This is a genomic window from Qipengyuania sp., assembly GCF_964227205.1.
In the GTDB taxonomy this organism is placed as follows: domain Bacteria; phylum Pseudomonadota; class Alphaproteobacteria; order Sphingomonadales; family Sphingomonadaceae; genus Qipengyuania.
Genome location: NZ_CAXQVB010000002.1, coordinates 724,003 through 742,631 on the forward strand (window position 1 = coordinate 724,003; position 18,629 = coordinate 742,631).

Sequence of the window (18,629 nt, forward strand, 5' to 3'; positions counted from 1 at the left end):
GTCGCCGCGCTCCGCGCGCTGGCCGGTGATCCCGCCGCACGCGGGCTCGATGACGACGCGGCGGTGCTTGAATTCGGCGGGGAGAGCCTCGTCCTGACACATGACACCATGGTCCAGGGGGTCCATGTCCGCGAGGACGAGGACCTGGCCGACGTCGCCTGGAAGCTGATCGCGGTTAACCTCTCCGATCTCGCCGCCAAGGGCGCGAAGCCGCTCGGCGTGCTCGTCTCGCACATGCTCGGCGAAGGCGACGAACGGTTCGTGAGGGGCCTGCGCGAGATACTCGAAGCCTATGACGTCGCGCTGCTCGGCGGGGACACCGTTCGCGCCGAGGGTCGTCGTGCCTGGGGCTGCACCGCCATCGGACGCGCTTCGCACACGCCGGTGCCGGACAGGCGAAGGGCGCAGGCGGGAGACGGGGTCTATGTCACCGGTGTGCTGGGTCGTGCGATGTTGGGCTTCGAGGACCGCGGCTCAGGTAGCGCAGACGACCTCGCCTATCGTCGTCCGCAGCCGCTGCTCGCCGAAGGCCGGATGCTGGCGCCCGTTGTCAGCGCAATGATGGATGTCTCCGACGGCTTGCTGCTCGATTGCTGGCGCCTCGCAAAGGCGAGCCAGTGCACTTTCCGGTTGGAGAGCACGCGCATTCCCGTTGCCGACCCGGCCCGGGCTAGCGACTGCATGCGGTGGGGCGACGACTACCAATTGCTGTTCACCGCAGCCCCTGACGCACAGCTGCCCGTCGCCGCCTCCCGCATCGGGCAGGTCGACGCGGCGGGAATTCCCGCGCTCCTGCTCGACGGGCAAATTCTCACGCCCGAAGAAGGCCTCGGCTACCAGCACTGAGCGCTTGCGCGCGAGGCCGTCGATAAGCGCCGATTGCTGCGCAATTCGGCCTTGTCACGCAACATAGGCCCCTTATACCCACGCTCCACATGCTCCGGCGTTTCCCGCGCCGGGCCGCATAGACATATAAAATCAATCGGGAGGGGAATTTTTCAGTGGACCTTGTTCTCATAGCAATCGTGCTGGGACTGCTTGCCGTCGTCTACGGCTTCGTCACCAGCCGCCAGGTGCTGGGCTCCGGCGCCGGCAACGAAAAGATGCAGGAAATCGCCAGCGCCATCCAGGAAGGCGCGCAGGCCTATCTCAAGCGCCAATACACCACCATCGCCATGGTCGGCGTGGTTGTTGCCGTGCTCGTCGGGGTGTTTCTGGGCGTCATTCCGGTCATCGGCTTCGTGATCGGCGCGATCCTGTCCGGCGTCGCGGGCTTCATCGGGATGAATATCTCGGTGCGTTCGAACGTGCGCACGGCCGCTGCCGCGCAGAGCGGTCTGCAGCAGGGCCTGACCCTTGCCTTTCGCGCGGGCGCCATCACCGGCATGCTCGTGGCGGGTCTCGCGCTGCTCGCGATCGCGGTGTTCTTCTGGTACCTGACCGGCCCGGCCGGGCATGCCGCCAATAGCCGTGAAGTGATCGACGGCCTGGTTGGCCTGGCCTTCGGTGCCTCGCTGATCTCGATCTTCGCCCGTCTGGGCGGCGGGATCTTCACCAAGGCCGCCGACGTCGGTGCCGACCTTGTTGGCAAGGTCGAGGCGGGCATTCCCGAAGACGATCCGCGCAACCCGGCCGTCATCGCCGACAATGTCGGCGACAACGTGGGCGACTGCGCCGGCATGGCCGCCGACCTGTTCGAAACCTATGTCGTCACCGTCGGCGCCACCATGGTGCTGACCGCGCTGCTGTTCGGCGAGGCGCTGGGCGACATGCTGATGCCGATGATGGCGCTTCCGCTGCTAATCGGCGGCGCGTGCATCGTGACCAGCATCATCGGCACCTATTTCGTGAGGCTCGGCAAGGGCGGCACGAATGTGATGGGCGCGATGTACAAGGGCTTCCTTGTCTCTGCTGTTCTGGCGATCCCGCTGATCTGGCTCGTAATGAACTACGCGCTGGGCGGCATGGGCACCGAGATCGGCGGCTCGACCGCCGGCGTCGATCCAGGCGCGCCGCTGTCCGAAGAAGGCACGTCGGAACAGGTCGTCGCCTTTACCGGCTGGGCGCTCTTCTGGTGCGCGCTGATCGGCCTCGCCATAACCGGCCTCATCATCTGGATTACCGAGTACTACACCGGCACGAACTATCGTCCGGTCCGCTCGATCGCCAAGAGCTCGGAAACGGGCCATGGCACCAACGTAATTCAGGGTCTCGCCATCAGCCTTGAATCGACCGCACTGCCGACCATCGTCATCGTGGCCGGCATCATCGCGACCTACCAACTCGCCGGCCTCATGGGCATCGCCTATGCGGCGACCGCAATGCTGGCCCTGGCAGGCATGGTCGTGGCGCTCGACGCCTATGGTCCGGTGACCGACAATGCCGGCGGCATCGCCGAAATGGCCGGGCTCGACGACAGCGTTCGCGAGAAGACCGACCTGCTCGATGCGGTGGGCAACACCACCAAGGCCGTGACCAAGGGCTATGCCATCGGTTCGGCGGGCCTCGGCGCGCTGGTTCTCTTCGCTGCCTACACGACCGACCTCGCGGAGTTCTTCCCCGATGCGGACGTCGATTTCAGCCTCGAGAACCCCTATGTCATCGTCGGCCTGCTGCTCGGCGCACTGCTCCCGTACCTCTTCGGTGCGATGGGTATGACCGCCGTGGGTCGTGCTGCCGGCGACGTGGTGGTCGACGTGCGTGAGCAGTTCGCTGCGGATGCGGGCATCATGGCAGGTACGTCCAAGCCGAACTACGCCAAGACGGTCGACCTGGTGACCAAGGCGGCGATCAAGGAAATGATCGTGCCCTCGATGCTTCCGGTCCTCGCACCGATCGTGGTCTATTTCGCGATCGACCTGCTCGCGGGGCAGGAGAACGCCTTTGCCGCTGTCGGAGCGCTGCTCCTCGGCGTGATCATCGGCGGTATCTTCGTTGCCCTGTCCATGACCGCCGGTGGCGGCGCATGGGACAATGCGAAAAAATACATCGAAGACGGCAATCACGGCGGCAAGGGTTCGGAAGCGCACAAGGCTGCCGTCACCGGCGATACGGTGGGCGATCCCTACAAGGACACTGCCGGTCCGGCGGTGAACCCGATGATCAAGATCACCAACATCGTCGCGCTGCTGCTGTTGGCAGCGCTCGCTGCGGGCTGATCGGTTCATCACCCGAGCCAACGGGGCGGCAGCACCTGCGAGTGCCGCCGCCCTTATGCTTTGCGGGATGTTAAACACTTCGCAGGCCCGATAGGCTAGCATGCGCGGCGCGACGTGATCGGGGACGGCAGGTTTCGTCCCGTCCGCAAGGGGGAGCAAGGCGTGCTAAGCGAAGGCATGGAGCAGTTCGACCGGCCTGGAAGCGATACGGCATTCGATACGCTGGCCGAACGCGGCGACGCGCGCCGCGGCTTCCTGCGCGGGCAGTGGTTCACGGGGGCCGACCGGCGTGTCGTCGCGTATGGCGATGCCGGCAAGCCGCTCGCCGGTTTCGCCCTGGTCGAACGGCGGAAGGGACCGCTGCGCCTCGCCGAAATAGCGGGCTGCTACTGGCCGTTTCGCGGCGTTCCGCTTGATGCGACGACCGAGGAACTTGCCACAGCACTGCCGGGCATGGGCAAGGACCTCGGATGGGCCTGGCGGCTCGGCCCGGCGGAAGCGGGCGATCCCGCGCTCGACACGCTCGTCTCGGCCGCGCAGCGGGCCGGCTGGCAGGTGTTGACCCGCCAGCTCGGCACGGTCTACGAGCTCGACCTCGCCGCACTGGACGCCTCGGGCGACTGGCCCTCGGCCAAGACCCAGCGCAAGAACCGCTGGCGCAAGCGGCGGCTCGAAGACGAGGGCGGCGCCATCCGCACCGAAGTCTTCACCGGCAGCGACTGGACCGTGGGACAGCGCGACGCGATGGCGGCGATCGAGGCGGCCAGCTGGCTCGGCGGCCTCGCGGATGGCGGCGACACCAAATTCCGCGATCCGGCAATGCGCGCCTATTGGGAAGCGCTCTGTGCCGACGCCGCCCTCGCCCCCATGCTGTTCGGCAGCGTGATGTGGATCGGCGAGATACCCGCCGCCTTCACCTTCGGCGTCGAGGCGGGCGATACGCGCTATTACATCGCCAACAATTACGACGAGCGTTTCACCAGATTCGGCCCGGGCCGCGTGCTCCTCTACGAGGATTTCGCCCGCGCCGCCGAGCGCGGGATCGCGCGCATCAGCTGGGGCCTCGGCGACGCCGGATACAAGGGCGAAATGGGCGCGGTGCCCGGCCCGGCGATGGTCGACCTGCTGTTCGTACGCGGGGGCCTGCTCGCCACGCTCCTGCGCCGCTGGTGGGAGCGCAAGGCGTGACCCGCGCGACCCGCCACATCCTGCTCGCCGCCGGCTTGCTGCTCGCGTTCCAGCTCGGGACGATGGTGTTCGAACAGCTTGCCTTCGGTTGGCCCTTCGCGCGCGAGGAGGTGCCGCTGCACGATGGCTGGCACTGGCTGCGCAGGACGCTGGACGCCCTCCTCTCGGGGCTGCTCGTCTATGCCCTCGCCCGCCCCGGCCTGCAGCGCGAACCGCTCGACCGGGCGATGCTGGCAAGCGCCACGCTCGTCGTCGCCCTCAGCGTTGCGGCCACGCTGCTGCTCGCGTCCAGTGCGACAGCCTATGCCGGCCTCGGAGCGGAGGACGGGATCATCGAATGGCTCAGCGCGCTGCTGCTGTTCGCCGGCGCGGGATTCATGGCGGCGCGCGTGCTTGCGCTGTGGCGCGCGCCGGAGAGCCGGCCCTACCGCCTGCTCCACCTCGTCGGCGCAGCGGGCTTCGCCGCCCTCTTCTTCCTCATGGCGGGCGAGGAAGTCAGCTGGTTCCAGCGCCAGATCGGGTTTGCCACTCCCGAGACCGTGGCGGCGCACAATTGGCAGGGCGAATTCAACCTGCATAATTTCCACACCGACATCACCGAATTGTTGCTCTACACCGGCACCGGGCTCTTCCTCATGCTGCTGCCGCTGGTGCGCGAGAGCGAGGCCGCCCGCTGGCCCTTGCTGCGCCCGTTCACCGCCTTCTTCCCCGACCGCAGCGTCGCCGCCATTTCGGCGCCGATGCTGATCTTCACCTACAGCCACTGGACGCTGCTGCCGGTCCAGGCGGCTTTCTGGATCGGCCTGTTCGCCTGCCTCGCCTTCGCCCGCACCTCCGGCAGCCGCGGCGAACGCCGCTTGTGGCGCGCGCTCGCGCTGTGGGTCGTGCTCGGCCAGCTGCTCCACCTGTTCCTGCTCGGCCCGCACATGCTGGCGATCTACGACAGCAGCGAATACCGCGAGCTGTTCATCGCCATCGGCCTCGCCGCCTACGCCTGGCGACAGTGGCGCGGCGGTGAGCGCTTGACGCAAACGTAAACCACCCGCAAAGCCCGGGGGTGACCGAACCGAAAACCCCCGAACAGCTCGTCGCCGGCCTCGTCCGGCTGCTCACCGTCACCCGCACCGGCGAGGACGCCTTCACCGGCCGCAAGCAGCCCGGCGGCATCGGCCGCGTGTTCGGCGGCCAGGTCATCGCGCAGGGCCTCCAGGCGGCGCAGGCCACCGCGCCCGAGGGGATGGAGGCGCATTCGCTCCACGCCTATTTCCTACGCGGCGGCAAGGAAGGGCTCGACATTTCCTATCGCACCGCGCGCGATTTCGACGGGCGCAGCTTCGCCAACCGCCGCGTGGTCGCAAGCCAGGAGGACGAGGACGGCTCGACCCGCCCGATCCTCAACCTCACCGCCAGCTTCCAGCGCCCCGAGGACGGCCTCAGCCACGACGACGTGACCATGCCCCAAGTCGCCCCGCCCGAGGAGCTGGAAAGCGACATGGCGGTACGCGCCAGCGTGGCCGAGCGCGCCGGCGAGCGGATGAGCGAGGCGCAGCGCGCGCTGTTCCTGCGCCCGCGCCCGATCGACATGCGCAGCTGCGGCCCGCTCCACTGGATGAACCGCGAGCCGAGCGAGCCGCGCGCCAACAGCTGGTTCCGCACCGTCGCCCCGCTGCCCGACATCGCCGAGAATGCCGCGCTCCACCGCGCGGTGATCGCCTATGCCAGCGACTACACGCTGCTCGGCACCAGCGCGCTGCCGCATGGCCTCAGCTGGATGCGCGGCGAGCTGGTCGGCGCGAGCCTCGACCACGCGATCTGGTTCCACCGCCCGGCGCGCGCCGACGAATGGCTGCTCTACGCGACCGACGCCCCGTGGAGCGGCGGCGGACGCGGCTTCAACCGCGGCCGCATCTTCAACCGCCAGGGCGAGCTGGTCGCAAGCGTCGCGCAGGAAGGGATGATGCGCAAACGCGTCCTCAAGTAGCGCAGCGGTAGGACGGACAAAAACTTAGCGTCAAGAAGGACGCCTGATCCTTGAGTTGAGGCGGACAAAGGTGACAGCGTGTCACTTTCGCGTCCCGCGGCAAGTGTCTGGCATGGAACGGTATTCGTGGACTTTGCGCGAGGGTGACACGGGGGAGCGAGGCGCAAAATGCCGCAAAAGGGCCATGGCGGAGCGGTTCGGGTGTCGACGGTGTGAAAGAGCCTATCTGAGCCCGACGAGGGCCCGATGCGAAGCTAGCACTGCGCGGGGGATGTAGGAAAATCGCCCTGCCTCAACGGGGCAGGAAGTAGCCGTCTTCGCTGCGGCGGGCGCCGCCCATATCGGCCATGATCTCGAGCACGCGGGCGATGCGCTGTTTGCGCTTGGGCGTATTACGACCCTTGAACAGCGCAGCAAGCGCTTCGGCGGGTAGCGGCGCTTCGGCCTCGGCCAGCACATCGCGCATGGTGGCGAACTGCTCGCGCTCTTCGTTTGGCCACGGGCGTTCTTCGACCACGCCCGCTTCGACCAGTTCGATGTCGAGATCGTCCTGCCCCTTCACCTTGTGGGCGAGGCGCGGCTTCTGGTATTCGGGGCGTAGCCAGCGCACGAGGCCGCGCTTTTCCTCTGCCGCGCGCTCCTGATTGAGCGCCACCAGCCGCACGAGCAATTCCTCTTCGGCGGCTTCCTGGTCTTCGGACTTGTGCGGGCTGGGTGTGGTGGCGCCGGGGCGACCGACCAGACGCTCACCAAGGTCTTCCCAGCCATAGGCAGCGAAGACTTCGCGGTCGATATCGTCATGGATATCCTTGAGCACCGAGATCAGCCCGGCCTCATGGATATCGCGCTCCTTCTGGCTGAACGGCTCGCCCACGCCCTGCTCAAGTTCGCGCAGGCGTTCGAGGACATTGTACATGTCGGTCATGGTTAGGAAGGCGTGCTCGGCCAGCCGCTCCTTGCGGAAGGCATCGAGTCGCTCGCCGAGCTGGTCGAGTCTGTCGGATTGCGTGTCGGTGAGAACGGGGAACGGGAATAGATTGAACGTGGCCGAATGCTGATAAACCGGGTCATTACCCACCCCCTGCCAACCACCCGTTTGGTTGGCAAAATGGACGTGAATTCGAGAGGAAAGAACTCCAAAATGGGCAAAGCCGGGAAGCGCGATGCCAACGACCTTGCTTTCGATAACCTGATCGTTGCTGAGCCCGACAAACAAGCGATGCTTAGCGGTCCGTGAGGTTCCGAAAAATCTAGGAAGGGGGGCGATCGCTTCGCGCCATTCAACTCTGGGCTTACCCCACACCCACCAAGTCTTTGCATACGCCACTGCGTCAGCGGTGGGAGATTTGTTCGCTTGCGATTCCCTTATCGGCTTCACTTGCTCAAGCAGGTGCTGATAAATCTGACCATAGCGATCACGAAGTTGGTCGCGGGACAGATCTGACACATCAATGACCATTACCCCTCGCGAATGCTGAGCGAGGTCCATTCCATTGAGAAAGTGTTTTACCCTGCTTCTTTGTTCTTCAGGCAGCGCAGATTTGAAAGCTGGCGCGACCACGAAGCCCTTCCCGTGAAGCTTTACCCCCATATGAGCGATTTCCTCATTCGCCATATTGGGAACGAGGCGGGATAGATCGGCACCTAAGCGCAAATTGCTCGTAATCTTCCCTTCAGCCACCTCCAGACGCACCTCGGGCGTGTCGGTATTCAACCCGCTCTCGTGCACCACCTCCGCCAGCTTGCCTTGCCGCTCGCCGCGCATCGCAACGGTCATCGCAATACGCACCGCCGCCTTGTCGCTCGCCTTGAGCCAGGGATGGTCGGGAATGGCATAGACGAGGCTGAGCGGCAGCTTGGCGTTCATATGCCGCTCCACCACGCGGCGGCTGAAAGTCTGGGTGATCGAATTCGTCGTGATGAAGCCGAAACGGCGCAGCGGGTTCTCACCCTTCGCGCCCTTGGGCGGCTTGGCGAGCAGGCGCGTCGCCGCCTCGTCCCAGAAATGCATCACGAAATCCGCGCCGCCAGGCACATCCTTACGCACCTTCCACGCCGCCTCGGCATAGCCATCGCCCAGTTCGGCGCGCATGTCCTTGCCGCCGATGAAGGGCGGATTGCCGACGATGAATTCCACTTCCGGCCAGTCGGCGCGGCGCGGGTTCACAAATTCGTAGAGTTCCATCTTGGCATCGGGATCGGGGATTTCCTCGCCCGTGATCGGATGCAGCTTCATCGTCTCGCCGTCCCAGCGGCTCAGCGGCTTGCCGTCCTTGTCGCGCAGCATCTCCATGCTGTCATAGGCGAGCAGCGCATCCTGATGCTTGATCGTGCCATAGGCATGCAGGATCGGTTCGGGCAGGTTCTTCGCCTCGGTCGTGCGCAGCTGCCATTTGAGGAAGCCGATCCACAGCACGAGATCGGCAATCGGTACCGCGCGCGGGTTGATTTCGAGGCCGTAGAACTGGCGCGGGTTGACCGTTTCGCCATCGAGCAGCAGCCGCGCTTCGTCATCCCCCAGCGACTCCAACGCGTCGAGCACTTCGCCTTCGAGCCGCTTCATCAGTTCGAGACTGACATAGAGGAAATTGCCCGTGCCGCAGGCCGGATCGAGCACGCGAGTGGTGCAGAGCTGGTGGTGGAAGGCGCGCACGGCCCCGACAGCGGCATCCTGCTTGCCCTGCCGTGCAAGGTCTTCCGCCAGTTGCTGCACTTCGGCCCAGTCTTCACGCAGCGGCTCGATGATGGTCGGCACCACCAGCCGCTCGACATAGACACGCGGGGTGAAATGCGCGCCCAGCTTGCCACGTTCCTTCGCCGCCAGCGCGCGTTCGAGCAGCGTGCCGAAAATGGCCGGCTCGACGTCCTGCCAGTCCTTCCTCGCCGCCAGCCAGAGTTCGCGAATATCGTCGGCTTCGAGCTTCAGCGCCGTGCGTGTCTTGAACAACGACCCGTTGAACTTTTTGAGCACCCGGCCGAATTCGCCCGAATATCTGCCCTCGTCCATCGCGCGCCAAAGGTCTTCGAGCGCGACGGGGAACACCTCGGGATGATCGATCATCCGCTCGAGCATGGCCTCGAACGGTCCGACACCGATGCGCTTTTCCTCGTCGGTCTCCTCGATCAGCCCGACGTCCTCGGCGAACATGGTGAAGAGGCATCGCATGAGGAATTCGGCGATATCCTTGGGGTCGTATCTGCGCTCGAGGCTCTTGGCGATCTTGGCGAGGCGTTCGGCAATGTCCTCGGTAACTTCAGCGCTGATGCGGGCGGGATCGAGGCTGTGCGGATTGGTCCAGATCGCGCACAGGCGCTTCTGCACGTCCTCTTCGAGCAGATCCTCCATCGACAGGCGATAATTCTGGCGGTCGGGAAAATGCGCGTAATTGCGTCCCTGCCCGCTGAAGTCGGCATAGACTTCGATCACATTGCCGATGTCTGCGACGAGGATGAAGGGCGGGTAGGCGTGATCGTCCGGCAGCGAGCGGGCGTAATCTTCCGCCTGCTTCTTGGCGGCGATCATCACCCGGTCCCAGCTCTTGGTGCCACGTTTGGCGTGACCCTGCTTCTGGGGTGTCTCGACGCCCACCAGTTCCAGCTGCTCGGTCTCGCGCGCCTTCTCGCGCTTGGCGGATTGCTTCGCTTCCCAGATGAAGCAGTCGCGCTTGTAGCAGTCGATCCGGCCCGTGCTGGTGGTTCCGTTGGCATGGCGGAACGTTACGTTCCGCTCGAAAACGTAATCATTGTGCCGCGTGTCTTCTCGGGCCGGAGAAGGCTGGTCGACATCGAGGGCGCGCGTTAGGCGCTCGAGGAAGATCTGCGCATTCGCCATTTCCGATCCGCCGGAAGCGGCGAAATCGGCAATAAGCTTCTAAAGCGCGGTTTGATCGACATCCCCCATCGACCGCGTGATGCGTGCGCATTCTTGGAATTACAAGACCCTATAGCTCCCATCTCGCACCCGCAAAAAAGCACAAGCCAAACCGCGCATTTGTCGCTATAGGCACCGCACCCCCGTGCGCCCCGAGCCGTGCCCCCCGCATCGCCGCGCCGGACAAGATACGAGATTCCATGGCTTTCGATACCCTCCCGCCGATCCTCGGCGAAGCATTGGCCGCACGCGAATACGATGCGCTCACCCCCGTCCAGCAGGCGGTCACCGCGCCCGATGCGCAGGGCCGCGACCTGATCGTCTCGGCGCAGACCGGCAGCGGCAAGACCGTCGCCTTCGGGCTGGCGCTGGCCGACCAGCTGCTCGCCGAACTCGGCGCCGCGCCGCTGGTCGAGCGCCCGCTCGCGCTGGTCATCGCCCCCACGCGCGAACTCGCGCTGCAGGTCAGCCGCGAGCTCGGCTGGCTCTATGCCGGCGCGCATATCCGCATCGCCACCTGCGTCGGCGGGATGGATGCGAGCAAGGAACGCCGCAACCTGCGCGGCGGCCCGGCGATCGTCGTCGGCACGCCCGGCCGCCTGCGCGACCATCTCGAACGCGGCGCGCTCGACCTCTCGGACCTTGCCGCGGTGGTGCTCGACGAGGCCGACGAAATGCTCGACATGGGCTTTCGCGAGGATCTTGAGGAAATCCTCGACGCAACCCCCGAGACGCGCCGCACGCTGCTGTTCTCGGCCACCATGCCGCGCCCGATCGAGCGGCTGGCCGAACGCTACCAGCGCGATGCGCTGCGCCTCAGCCTCGTCGGCGAGACGCGCGGCCATGGCGACATTTCCTACCAGGCGGTGACCGTCAGCCCCTCGGAAATCGAGAATGCGGTGGTCAATCTGCTGCGCTTCCACGAGGCCGAGACCGCGATCTGCTTCTGCGCCACGCGCGAGAGCGTGCGGCGGCTGCACACCACCTTGCAGAACCGCGGCTTCGGCGTGGTCGCGCTGTCGGGCGAGCATTCGCAGAGCGAGCGCAACACCGCGCTGCAGGCGCTGCGCGACCGGCGCGCGCGCGTATGCGTCGCCACCGATGTCGCCGCGCGCGGGATCGACCTGCCGACGCTGAGCCTCGTCATCCATGTCGAGATTCCGCGCGATGCCGAAACGCTGCAGCACCGTTCGGGCCGCACCGGGCGCGCGGGCAAGAAGGGCACCGCCGCGCTGGTCGTCCCCTACAACCGCCGTCGCCGGGTCGAGGGCATGCTGCGCGGCGCGCGGATCGAAGCGCAGTGGATCGATGCGCCGACGCCCGAGGCGATCCGCGCCAAGGACCGCACGCGGCTGATCGAACGGCTCACCGCACCGCGCGAATTCGACGAATACGAGCGCGAACTGGGCGCCGAGCTGATGGCGCGGATGACGCCCGAGGACATCGCCACCGCGCTGGTGCAGACGCTGCGCGCCGAGATGCCCGAACCCGAGGAACTGATCGCCAACACCCCCGAGGCGCGCGAGCAGGCCAAGGCCGAGCGCCACCGCCCCGGCTTCGAGGAGGTCGTCTGGTTCCGGATGAGCGTGGGGCGCCGCCACAATGCCGAGCCGCGCTGGCTGCTGCCGCTGATCTGCCGCCGCGGCCATGTGACGCGCAACGAGATCGGCGCAATCCGCATCGGCCTGCACGAAAGCTGGTTCCAGATCCCGCAGGCGCAGGCGGGCAAATTCGCCGAATGCGTCGCGCGCACTGCGGGCGGCGAGGACGAGCAGGACGCGATCCTGATCGAGGAAGCGCCCGAAGGCCCGCGCATCGAGGCGCGCGAGAACCGCCGGCGCCACGCCGGCGACCGCGTCGAACCGCGCCCGCTGGGCAAGGGCCCGCGTGGTCCGAGGGGCCCCGGTGGTCCCAAAGGTCCCGGCAAGCCGCGCGGCGATTTCAAGGACAAGCGCGGCGACGGCGGGTTCAGGGGCAAGCCCGGCGGCGGCTTCAAGGGCAAGCCCGGTGGCGGCAAGGGCACCAAGGGCCCGGGCAAGCCGCGCGGGCCGTTCAAGGGCAAGCCCGGCAAGGGGTGAGAGGCGGCCCCTCGCCAGGGTAGTTTCGGTCAGGCCCCCACACCCAAGCGAGTGTGACGGTGTCTTGACACACAAACACGCCGAACGCATCCTCGGCCTGAGGAGCGCGGGCCATGGACGGAATCATCTCGACAGCTGCCATCGTCGGCATGTTGCTGGTCGGCGGTACGGTGCTGGGGCAGCTCGACCGGCGCGGCTTCTCCTTCGCCTGGCTGCTCGTCGCCGCCGCGCTCGTCTTCGTCAACGATATCCTGCTCACCAACGCCTACGGGCTGATCCCCAATGTGCTGCCCGGCGCCGAGTGGAATTGGCAGGGCAAGACGCTCGCGCTGCTCGGCACCCTCGCGATCGCATCGCACAAGCAATTCGGCTGGCGGCGGTCGGGCATCACGCTGGTGCAGGCCAAGGGCAGCCTGCGCAGCTGCGTTCCCGTCGCGATCGGCTACTGCCTGTTCTTCGTGGCGATCGGCGTGGCTTTCCCGAACGAGCCCGCCTCGACCGAAACGATCGCCTTCCAGCTGACCATGCCGAGCCTGGAGGAAGAACCCTTCTACCGGGGCATATTGCTGCTGGCGCTGTACGAGGCCTTTGCAGGCAGATATCGCGCCCTCGGGATTGACTGGAGCTGGGGTGCGATCCTTGCGTGCCTGCTGTTCGGGCTCGGCCATGCCTTCGGCTATTCCGACGGCCAGTTCAGCTTCGATCCGATCTATATGGCGCTGACCACGATCCCCTCGCTGCTGGCGGTATGGCTACGCCTCCGCAGCGGCAGTCTCTTGCTGCCGGTCGTGCTGCATTCGGTCGGCAATTCGATCCCGCTGCTGATCTGACGCGCCCCCGGGTCGGGCCAGGAGCGGCGAGAATGTTACCGCAGTGCCGGTGCCCTCACCCACCCGCGTGATAGAAGTCGTAGATCTGCTGCGCCACGCCGGCACTGATGCCGGGGGCGCGCTTGAGGTCGTCGAGCGCCGCGGCGCGGACCTTCCCCGCAGTGCCGAAATGGAGCAGAAGCGCGCGTTTCCTCGCAGGGCCGATGCCGGGGATCTCGTCGAGCGGTGAGGCGGTGATTGCCCGGCTGCGCTTGGCGCGGTGCGCGCCGATGGCGTAACGGTGGACCTCGTCGCGCAGGGTCTGGAGATAGAACAGCAGCGGCGAATTGACCGGCAGCGTCTTCTCGCGCCCATCGGGAAAGTGGAACACCTCGCGCCCCTCGCGCCCGTGATGCGGGCCCTTGGCGATGGCAATCAGCGGGACGTGCTCGATGCCCATCTCCTCGAGCGTATCGCGCACACTCGACATCTGCCCCTTGCCGCCGTCGATCAGAACGAGGTCGGGCCAGACGGTTTCGTGGTCCGATTTTTTGGACGCTCGCAGAGGCGCGGAGGCACTGGGGGTTTGATCCTTCGGCGAAGCCGGTTTTGAAACACCTCCCTCGCCGCCCGGCGCAGTCTTGACGGTTGGCTTGCCTGCGGCGCCGGAACCGTTCCCCTGTGCCTCTGTGCCTCCGTGAGCGAAATCCTCCCCCGCCAGCGCGCGAAACCGCCGCGCCATCACCTCGCGCATCATGCCGAAATCGTCGTTGGTCTTCGCGGACTTAATGTTGAACTTGCGGTACTGGCCCTTCTCGAAACCCTCGGGGCTGGCGACGACCATCGCGCCGACCGCCTTGGCGCCCTGGATATGGCTGTTGTCGTAGACCTCGATGCGCTGCGGCACCTCGTCGAGTTCGAGGAACTCGGCGAGCTCGCGCAGGATTTTCGCCTTGGTGCCGCTTTCAGCCAGTCGGCGGTCGAGCGCTTCCACCGCATTGCGGCTCGCCTGCTGCATGAGCTTGCGCCGCGTACCGCGTTGCGGGATCGAGATCGCGACCGCATGGCCCGCCTTTTCCGCCAGCGCCTCACCGACCAGCTCCTGCTCGGGCAGCTCGCGATCGACCAGCACGGTGCGCGGGGGCGGAACTTCCTCGTAGAATTGCAGCAGGACGTCGGAGAGCACCTCGGGCAATTCGAGGTCGCCGGTGTTGCGCGGGTAGAAGGTGCGGTGGCCCCAGTTCTGCCCGCCGCGGATGAAGAAGGCCTGCACGCCCACCTGCCCGCCCTTGGCCGCGAGCGCGAAGACATCGGCATCGCCCACCCCAGCTGCATTGATCGCCTGCGATCCCTGGATGAAGGTTGCCGCGCGCAGCCGGTCGCGCAGGATCGCGGCGGTCTCGAAATCGAGATCCTCGGCAGCCTTGGCCATCTGCTTCTCGATCTCGGCCTGCACCGCGCTGGACTTGCCGCCGAGGAAGTCCTTCGCCTCGCGCACCAGCTTCTCGTAGCCTTCCTCATCGATCCGCCCAACGCAGGGCGCGCTGCAGCGCTTGATCTGGTAGAGCAGGCAGGGCCGGTCGCGGTTGGCGAAGAAGCTGTCGGTGCAGCTCCTCAGCAGGAACAGTTTCTGCAGCGCGTTCAGCGTCTTGTTGACGCTGCCCGCGCTGGCGAAGGGGCCGTAGTAATTGCCCTTGGCCCGCCGTGCGCCGCGGTGCTTCTGGATGCGCGGGAAGGTATGATCGGCGCGCAGCAGGATGAAGGGGAAGCTCTTGTCGTCGCGCAGCAGCACGTTGAAGGGCGGGCGGTAGCGCTTGATCAGCTGCGCTTCCAAGAGCAGCGCCTCGGCCTCCGAATTGGTGGTGACGATTTCCATCGCCCGGCACTGGCTGACCATGCGCTGGAGGCGGTTCGAAAGCCCCTTGACCTGCGTGTAATTGGCCACCCGCGCCTTGAGGCTGCGCGCCTTGCCGACATAGAGCACGTCGCCACGCGTATCGAGCATGCGATAAACGCCGGGGCGCGGCTTCAGCGTCTTCACCGTCTCGCGTATCGCGGTCAGCCCCGCGTCGAGATCGGGTTGCGCGCTGGCGACCGTCTTGGTGGCGCGTTCCTCGTGGAACCGCTCCTTGCCTCTCGGATCGTGGGGAGAACCTGCCTTGCTGCGCGACATGGGCGCCGAGATAGGCGGGAGCGCCGGATTTCACAATCGCGGCGCTTGTCAAATCCTTGATGCACTGTATTGCTACACCAATACAACGAGGAGAGATCATGCAGGCCGGTGCCGCCATTCAGCCCATGGAGGACAAGTCGACCGCCAATTGGTGGGTCGTCCTCGAGGTGCTCGCTTTCGCCGCCCTCGCCTTCGGCTCGCGACTGGCCTTTGCGCAGCTGGCCTGGGAATTCTCTGGGCCGATGTCGCTTCTGCTGACGCTGGCGGTGCTCACGCTCACCATGCGAGCTCGCGGCGTCACCTGGCGCGACATGGGGCTTATCCGGCTGCCGGGATGGAAGGCGAAGGCACTGGTCTTGCCCAAGGCGCTGGTGCCCTTCGCCCTGTTTGCGGGCGCCGTGGCGCTGGTACTCTTCGTCGGCGAACACACGGGTCTCACCCGCACCGATACGGCGGGGGTCGAGGCGCGCTGGGGCAGCGTCGAGGGCGATCTTGCGATGTTGGTGCTGTGGCTCTCAATCGTCTGGACGAGCGCGGCCTTCGGCGAGGAGATGTTCTTCCGCGGCTACATGGTCACCCGCCTCGCCGATGGGCTGGCGGGCGTGCCCGGCCGGCTCGCCATCGCGGTACTGCTGCCAGCGCTGATCTTCGGCTACGGACACTATTATTACCAGGGCCTGTTCGGGCTGGTGATGACCGGGCTGATCGGCCTCGCCTTCGGCATCTCCTTCCTGCTGCTCAAGCGCAATCTGTGGCCGCTGGTGTTGGTTCACGGGGCGATCGATACGATCAACTTCGTCGCGCTCTATCTCGGCGAAACCTGAGCCATGCACAGGCCCGCTTGCACGCCCGCACATTAGCGGGCAGGTCAGCGGTCATGAACGCAAGCAAGATCGCCCCGCCGCGCACGGTCGGCTTCTGGGGCACATCGCTTTTTCCGCTCAACGGGATGATCGGGGCAGGCATTTTCGCGCTGCCCGCGGTGCTGGTGGCGGCGGTCGGCAATTTCGCGCCGTGGATGATGCTGATCGGCGGGATTCTCTTCCTGCCGCTGGCCCTGTGCTACGCCTGGATGGCGAGCCGCTTCGAACATAGCGGCGGCTCGGTGCTCTATGGCGAGGCCGCCTTCGGGCGCTTCGTCGGTTTCCAGGCGGGCTGGGCGCGCTATGCCAGCGCGATCGTGACCGCGGCGGCGAACATGCACGTGATGGTGGCCTATCTCGCTGCGCTGTTCCCGGGCCTCGCCGGGCCGGTCGCCGCGCCGGTGGCGGTGGCCATCGGCCTCGCCCTGATCACGCTGGTCAATCTCTACGGCATGCGCGCCTCGGTCGGCACGCTGGGGGTGATGACCGCGATCAAGCTGCTGCCGCTCGGCCTGCTGGTTGTCTCCGCCCTGTTCGCTGGCGGCGGCATGGGAGAAGTGGCCTTGCCGCAGTTCAGCGCGGTCGAAAGCGTGGTGCTGCTGACCTTCTACGCCTTCATCGGCTTCGAGGGCGTGGTCGAGGCCGCGGGCGAGTTCAAGAACCCCAAGCGCGACGTGCCGCTGTCGATCGTCACCATGGTGAGCGGGGTGACACTGCTCTACATGGCGATCATCTGGGCTTTCATCGCCATCGGCCCCCAGTTCGCGGGCGAGACCAATGCGCTGGCCGGCGTAGCCCAGGCCTCGATGGGGCAGCTCGGCTCGCTCGCCATCGTTATCGCGGCAAGCTTTTCCATCGGGGCGAACAATTTCGCCAGCGGGGTGGCGCAGCCGCGGCTGATGTACGGCATGGCCGAGCGCGGTATGCTCCCGCGCTGGTTCGAATACGTTCACCCGCGCTTCCTGACGCCCTTCAACGCCATCCTGTTCTATGGCGTGGTCGCGATCCTGTTCGGCCTGTGGGAAGGCTTCGAAGTGCTCGCCATTGCGGGCACGCTGGTACGGCTGGTGACCTATATTGTGACCAGCTGCGCGCTGCCGGTGCTCGAACATCGCGAAGGGCGGATCGATCCATGGCACCTCGCCTGCGTGGTCTTCGCGGTGGGCAGTTCGCTGTTCATCGCCGCGCAGGCGCAGGCGCAGGCGTGGATCGTGCTGGGCGGCTTCATCGCGGCGGGCACGCTGCTCTACTTCATCGCCGCGCGGCAGACGCCCGAGTATTCGATCGAAGAGGCCTGAGTGACCGACCGTTACGACGCGATCGTCCTCGGCGCAGGCGCCGCAGGGCTCATGTGCGCCGCCCGCGCGGGCCAGCGCGGCAAGCGCGTGCTGGTGCTCGAACGCGCCGAGCAACCGGGCAAGAAGATCCTCATCTCGGGCGGCGGGCGGTGCAACTTCACCAATATCGGTGCGGGCCCCGCAAAATACCTCAGCGCCAATCCGCATTTCGCCAAATCGGCGCTGGCGCGCTACACGCCGCGCGATTTCCTCGATCTGGTCGAGAGCTACGGCATCGCCTGGCACGAGAAGACATTGGGTCAGCTGTTCTGTGACGGCTCGGCGAAACAGATCGTCGCCATGCTTCTCGAAGAATGCGCAAAAGGCGACGTGACCGTGCGCTGCGGCGAAGACATCGCCTCGGTCGGGCATGGCGAGGGTTTCTCCGTCACCACGCAGACCGGCACCTACACCGCCCCCGCGCTGGTCATCGCCACAGGCGGCCCGTCGATCCCCAAGATGGGCGCGACCGGCTTTGCCTACGAGCTCGCGCGCCAGTTCGGCCTCAGGGTGGTCGAGCCGCGCCCAGCGCTCGTCCCGCTGACGCTGGGCGGCGAGGAAGTGCTGTTTCGCGAGATTTCGGGCGTGGCGGCCCCGGTGGTCGCTACCGCGGGCAAGACCGGCTTCGCCGAAGCCGTGCTGTTCACCCATCGCGGGCTGTCGGGCCCGGCAATCCTGCAGGCGAGTTCCTACTGGCGCACGGGCGAGCCGCTGCTGATCGACTTCGTGCCAGATCGCGGCGCGGAGTGGCTGCTCGACGCGAAGCGCGATACGCCGCGAACAGGCTTCAAGACGCTGCTGCGCGAAGCGTTGCCGGCGCGCCTAGCCGATATCCTGGCGGAAAAGCTCGCCCTCGACGGCGACATGGGCAATCTGCCCGACAAGGCGCTGCGCGCCGCGGGCGAGCGGCTCAAGCGCTGGACCTTCCGCCCCAACGGGACCGAGGGCTTCGCCAAGGCGGAGGTCACGCTGGGCGGTATTTCGACCGTCGAGCTTTCCTCCAAGACGATGGAATCCAAGCGAATTCCGGGTCTGTTCGCGATCGGCGAGGCAGTCGACGTGACCGGCTGGCTGGGCGGCTACAATTTCCAGTGGGCCTGGGCGAGCGGCGTCGCGGCGGGCGAGGCGCTCTGATCCGCCCCTTCCGCAAGGTCAGCGATTGACCGGAGCG

At 66.4% G+C, this 18,629-nt stretch carries 12 protein-coding genes; 10 read left to right on the forward strand and 2 right to left on the reverse strand.

Annotated elements, in window-relative coordinates; genetic code table 11:
• The first annotated feature begins 18 nt into the window (after window positions 1-18).
• From thiL to ACEQZ0_RS05570, 5 genes are all read left to right on the forward strand, one after another.
• Complete coding sequence (gene thiL / locus ACEQZ0_RS05550; protein ID WP_370189939.1) at window positions 19-846, forward strand: thiamine-phosphate kinase; 828 nt, start codon at window positions 19-21, stop codon at window positions 844-846.
• 155 nt (window positions 847-1,001) lie between these two features.
• Window positions 1,002-3,158 (forward strand): sodium-translocating pyrophosphatase, encoded by a 2,157-nt coding sequence (locus ACEQZ0_RS05555; RefSeq protein WP_370189184.1) that lies wholly within the window; start codon window positions 1,002-1,004, stop codon window positions 3,156-3,158.
• Between the two features lie 162 nt (window positions 3,159-3,320).
• Window positions 3,321-4,346, forward strand: coding sequence for a GNAT family N-acetyltransferase (locus tag ACEQZ0_RS05560; protein WP_370189186.1), 1,026 nt, complete (start codon window positions 3,321-3,323; stop codon window positions 4,344-4,346).
• Window positions 4,343-5,383: a hypothetical protein gene (locus tag ACEQZ0_RS05565; RefSeq protein ID WP_370189188.1), complete on the forward strand. Its 1,041-nt coding sequence runs from the start codon at window positions 4,343-4,345 to the stop codon at window positions 5,381-5,383. Before ACEQZ0_RS05560 ends, ACEQZ0_RS05565 begins: the two co-directional genes overlap by 4 nt.
• 20 nt (window positions 5,384-5,403) lie before the next feature.
• On the forward strand, window positions 5,404-6,327 hold the full coding sequence (locus ACEQZ0_RS05570; protein ID WP_370189189.1) for an acyl-CoA thioesterase: 924 nt from the start codon (window positions 5,404-5,406) through the stop codon (window positions 6,325-6,327).
• Window positions 6,328-6,619: 292 nt separating this feature from the next.
• On the opposite strand, the gene ACEQZ0_RS05575 is transcribed toward ACEQZ0_RS05570, so the two are convergent.
• A complete protein-coding gene (locus tag ACEQZ0_RS05575) occupies window positions 6,620-10,192 on the reverse strand; it encodes a class I SAM-dependent DNA methyltransferase (RefSeq protein ID WP_370189941.1) in 3,573 nt (1,190 codons plus the stop codon).
• A 206-nt stretch (window positions 10,193-10,398) separates the two neighbouring features.
• Here ACEQZ0_RS05575 and ACEQZ0_RS05580 point away from each other — a divergent pair, with 206 nt between their 5' ends.
• On the forward strand, window positions 10,399-12,276 hold the full coding sequence (locus tag ACEQZ0_RS05580; protein ID WP_370189191.1) for a DEAD/DEAH box helicase: 1,878 nt from the start codon (window positions 10,399-10,401) through the stop codon (window positions 12,274-12,276).
• A 113-nt stretch (window positions 12,277-12,389) separates the two neighbouring features.
• Complete coding sequence (locus ACEQZ0_RS05585; protein WP_370189193.1) at window positions 12,390-13,106, forward strand: type II CAAX prenyl endopeptidase Rce1 family protein; 717 nt, start codon at window positions 12,390-12,392, stop codon at window positions 13,104-13,106.
• Between the two features lie 55 nt (window positions 13,107-13,161).
• Here ACEQZ0_RS05585 and uvrC read toward each other — a convergent pair whose 3' ends face one another.
• Window positions 13,162-15,258, reverse strand: coding sequence for an excinuclease ABC subunit UvrC (gene uvrC, locus ACEQZ0_RS05590; protein WP_370189195.1), 2,097 nt, complete (start codon window positions 15,256-15,258; stop codon window positions 13,162-13,164).
• A 98-nt stretch (window positions 15,259-15,356) separates the two neighbouring features.
• Here uvrC and ACEQZ0_RS05595 point away from each other — a divergent pair, with 98 nt between their 5' ends.
• The 3 genes from ACEQZ0_RS05595 to ACEQZ0_RS05605 are packed head-to-tail and all read left to right on the forward strand — an operon-like array spanning window position 15,357 to window position 18,592.
• The gene (locus ACEQZ0_RS05595; RefSeq protein ID WP_370189197.1) at window positions 15,357-16,082 is read left to right on the forward strand and encodes a lysostaphin resistance A-like protein; all 726 of its coding nucleotides are present in this window, start codon (window positions 15,357-15,359) and stop codon (window positions 16,080-16,082) included.
• Window positions 16,083-16,135: 53 nt separating this feature from the next.
• On the forward strand, window positions 16,136-17,419 hold the full coding sequence (locus tag ACEQZ0_RS05600; protein WP_370189199.1) for an APC family permease: 1,284 nt from the start codon (window positions 16,136-16,138) through the stop codon (window positions 17,417-17,419).
• On the forward strand, window positions 17,420-18,592 hold the full coding sequence (locus ACEQZ0_RS05605; protein ID WP_370189200.1) for an NAD(P)/FAD-dependent oxidoreductase: 1,173 nt from the start codon (window positions 17,420-17,422) through the stop codon (window positions 18,590-18,592). It abuts the gene before it with no gap.
• The last annotated feature ends 37 nt before the right edge of the window (window positions 18,593-18,629 follow it).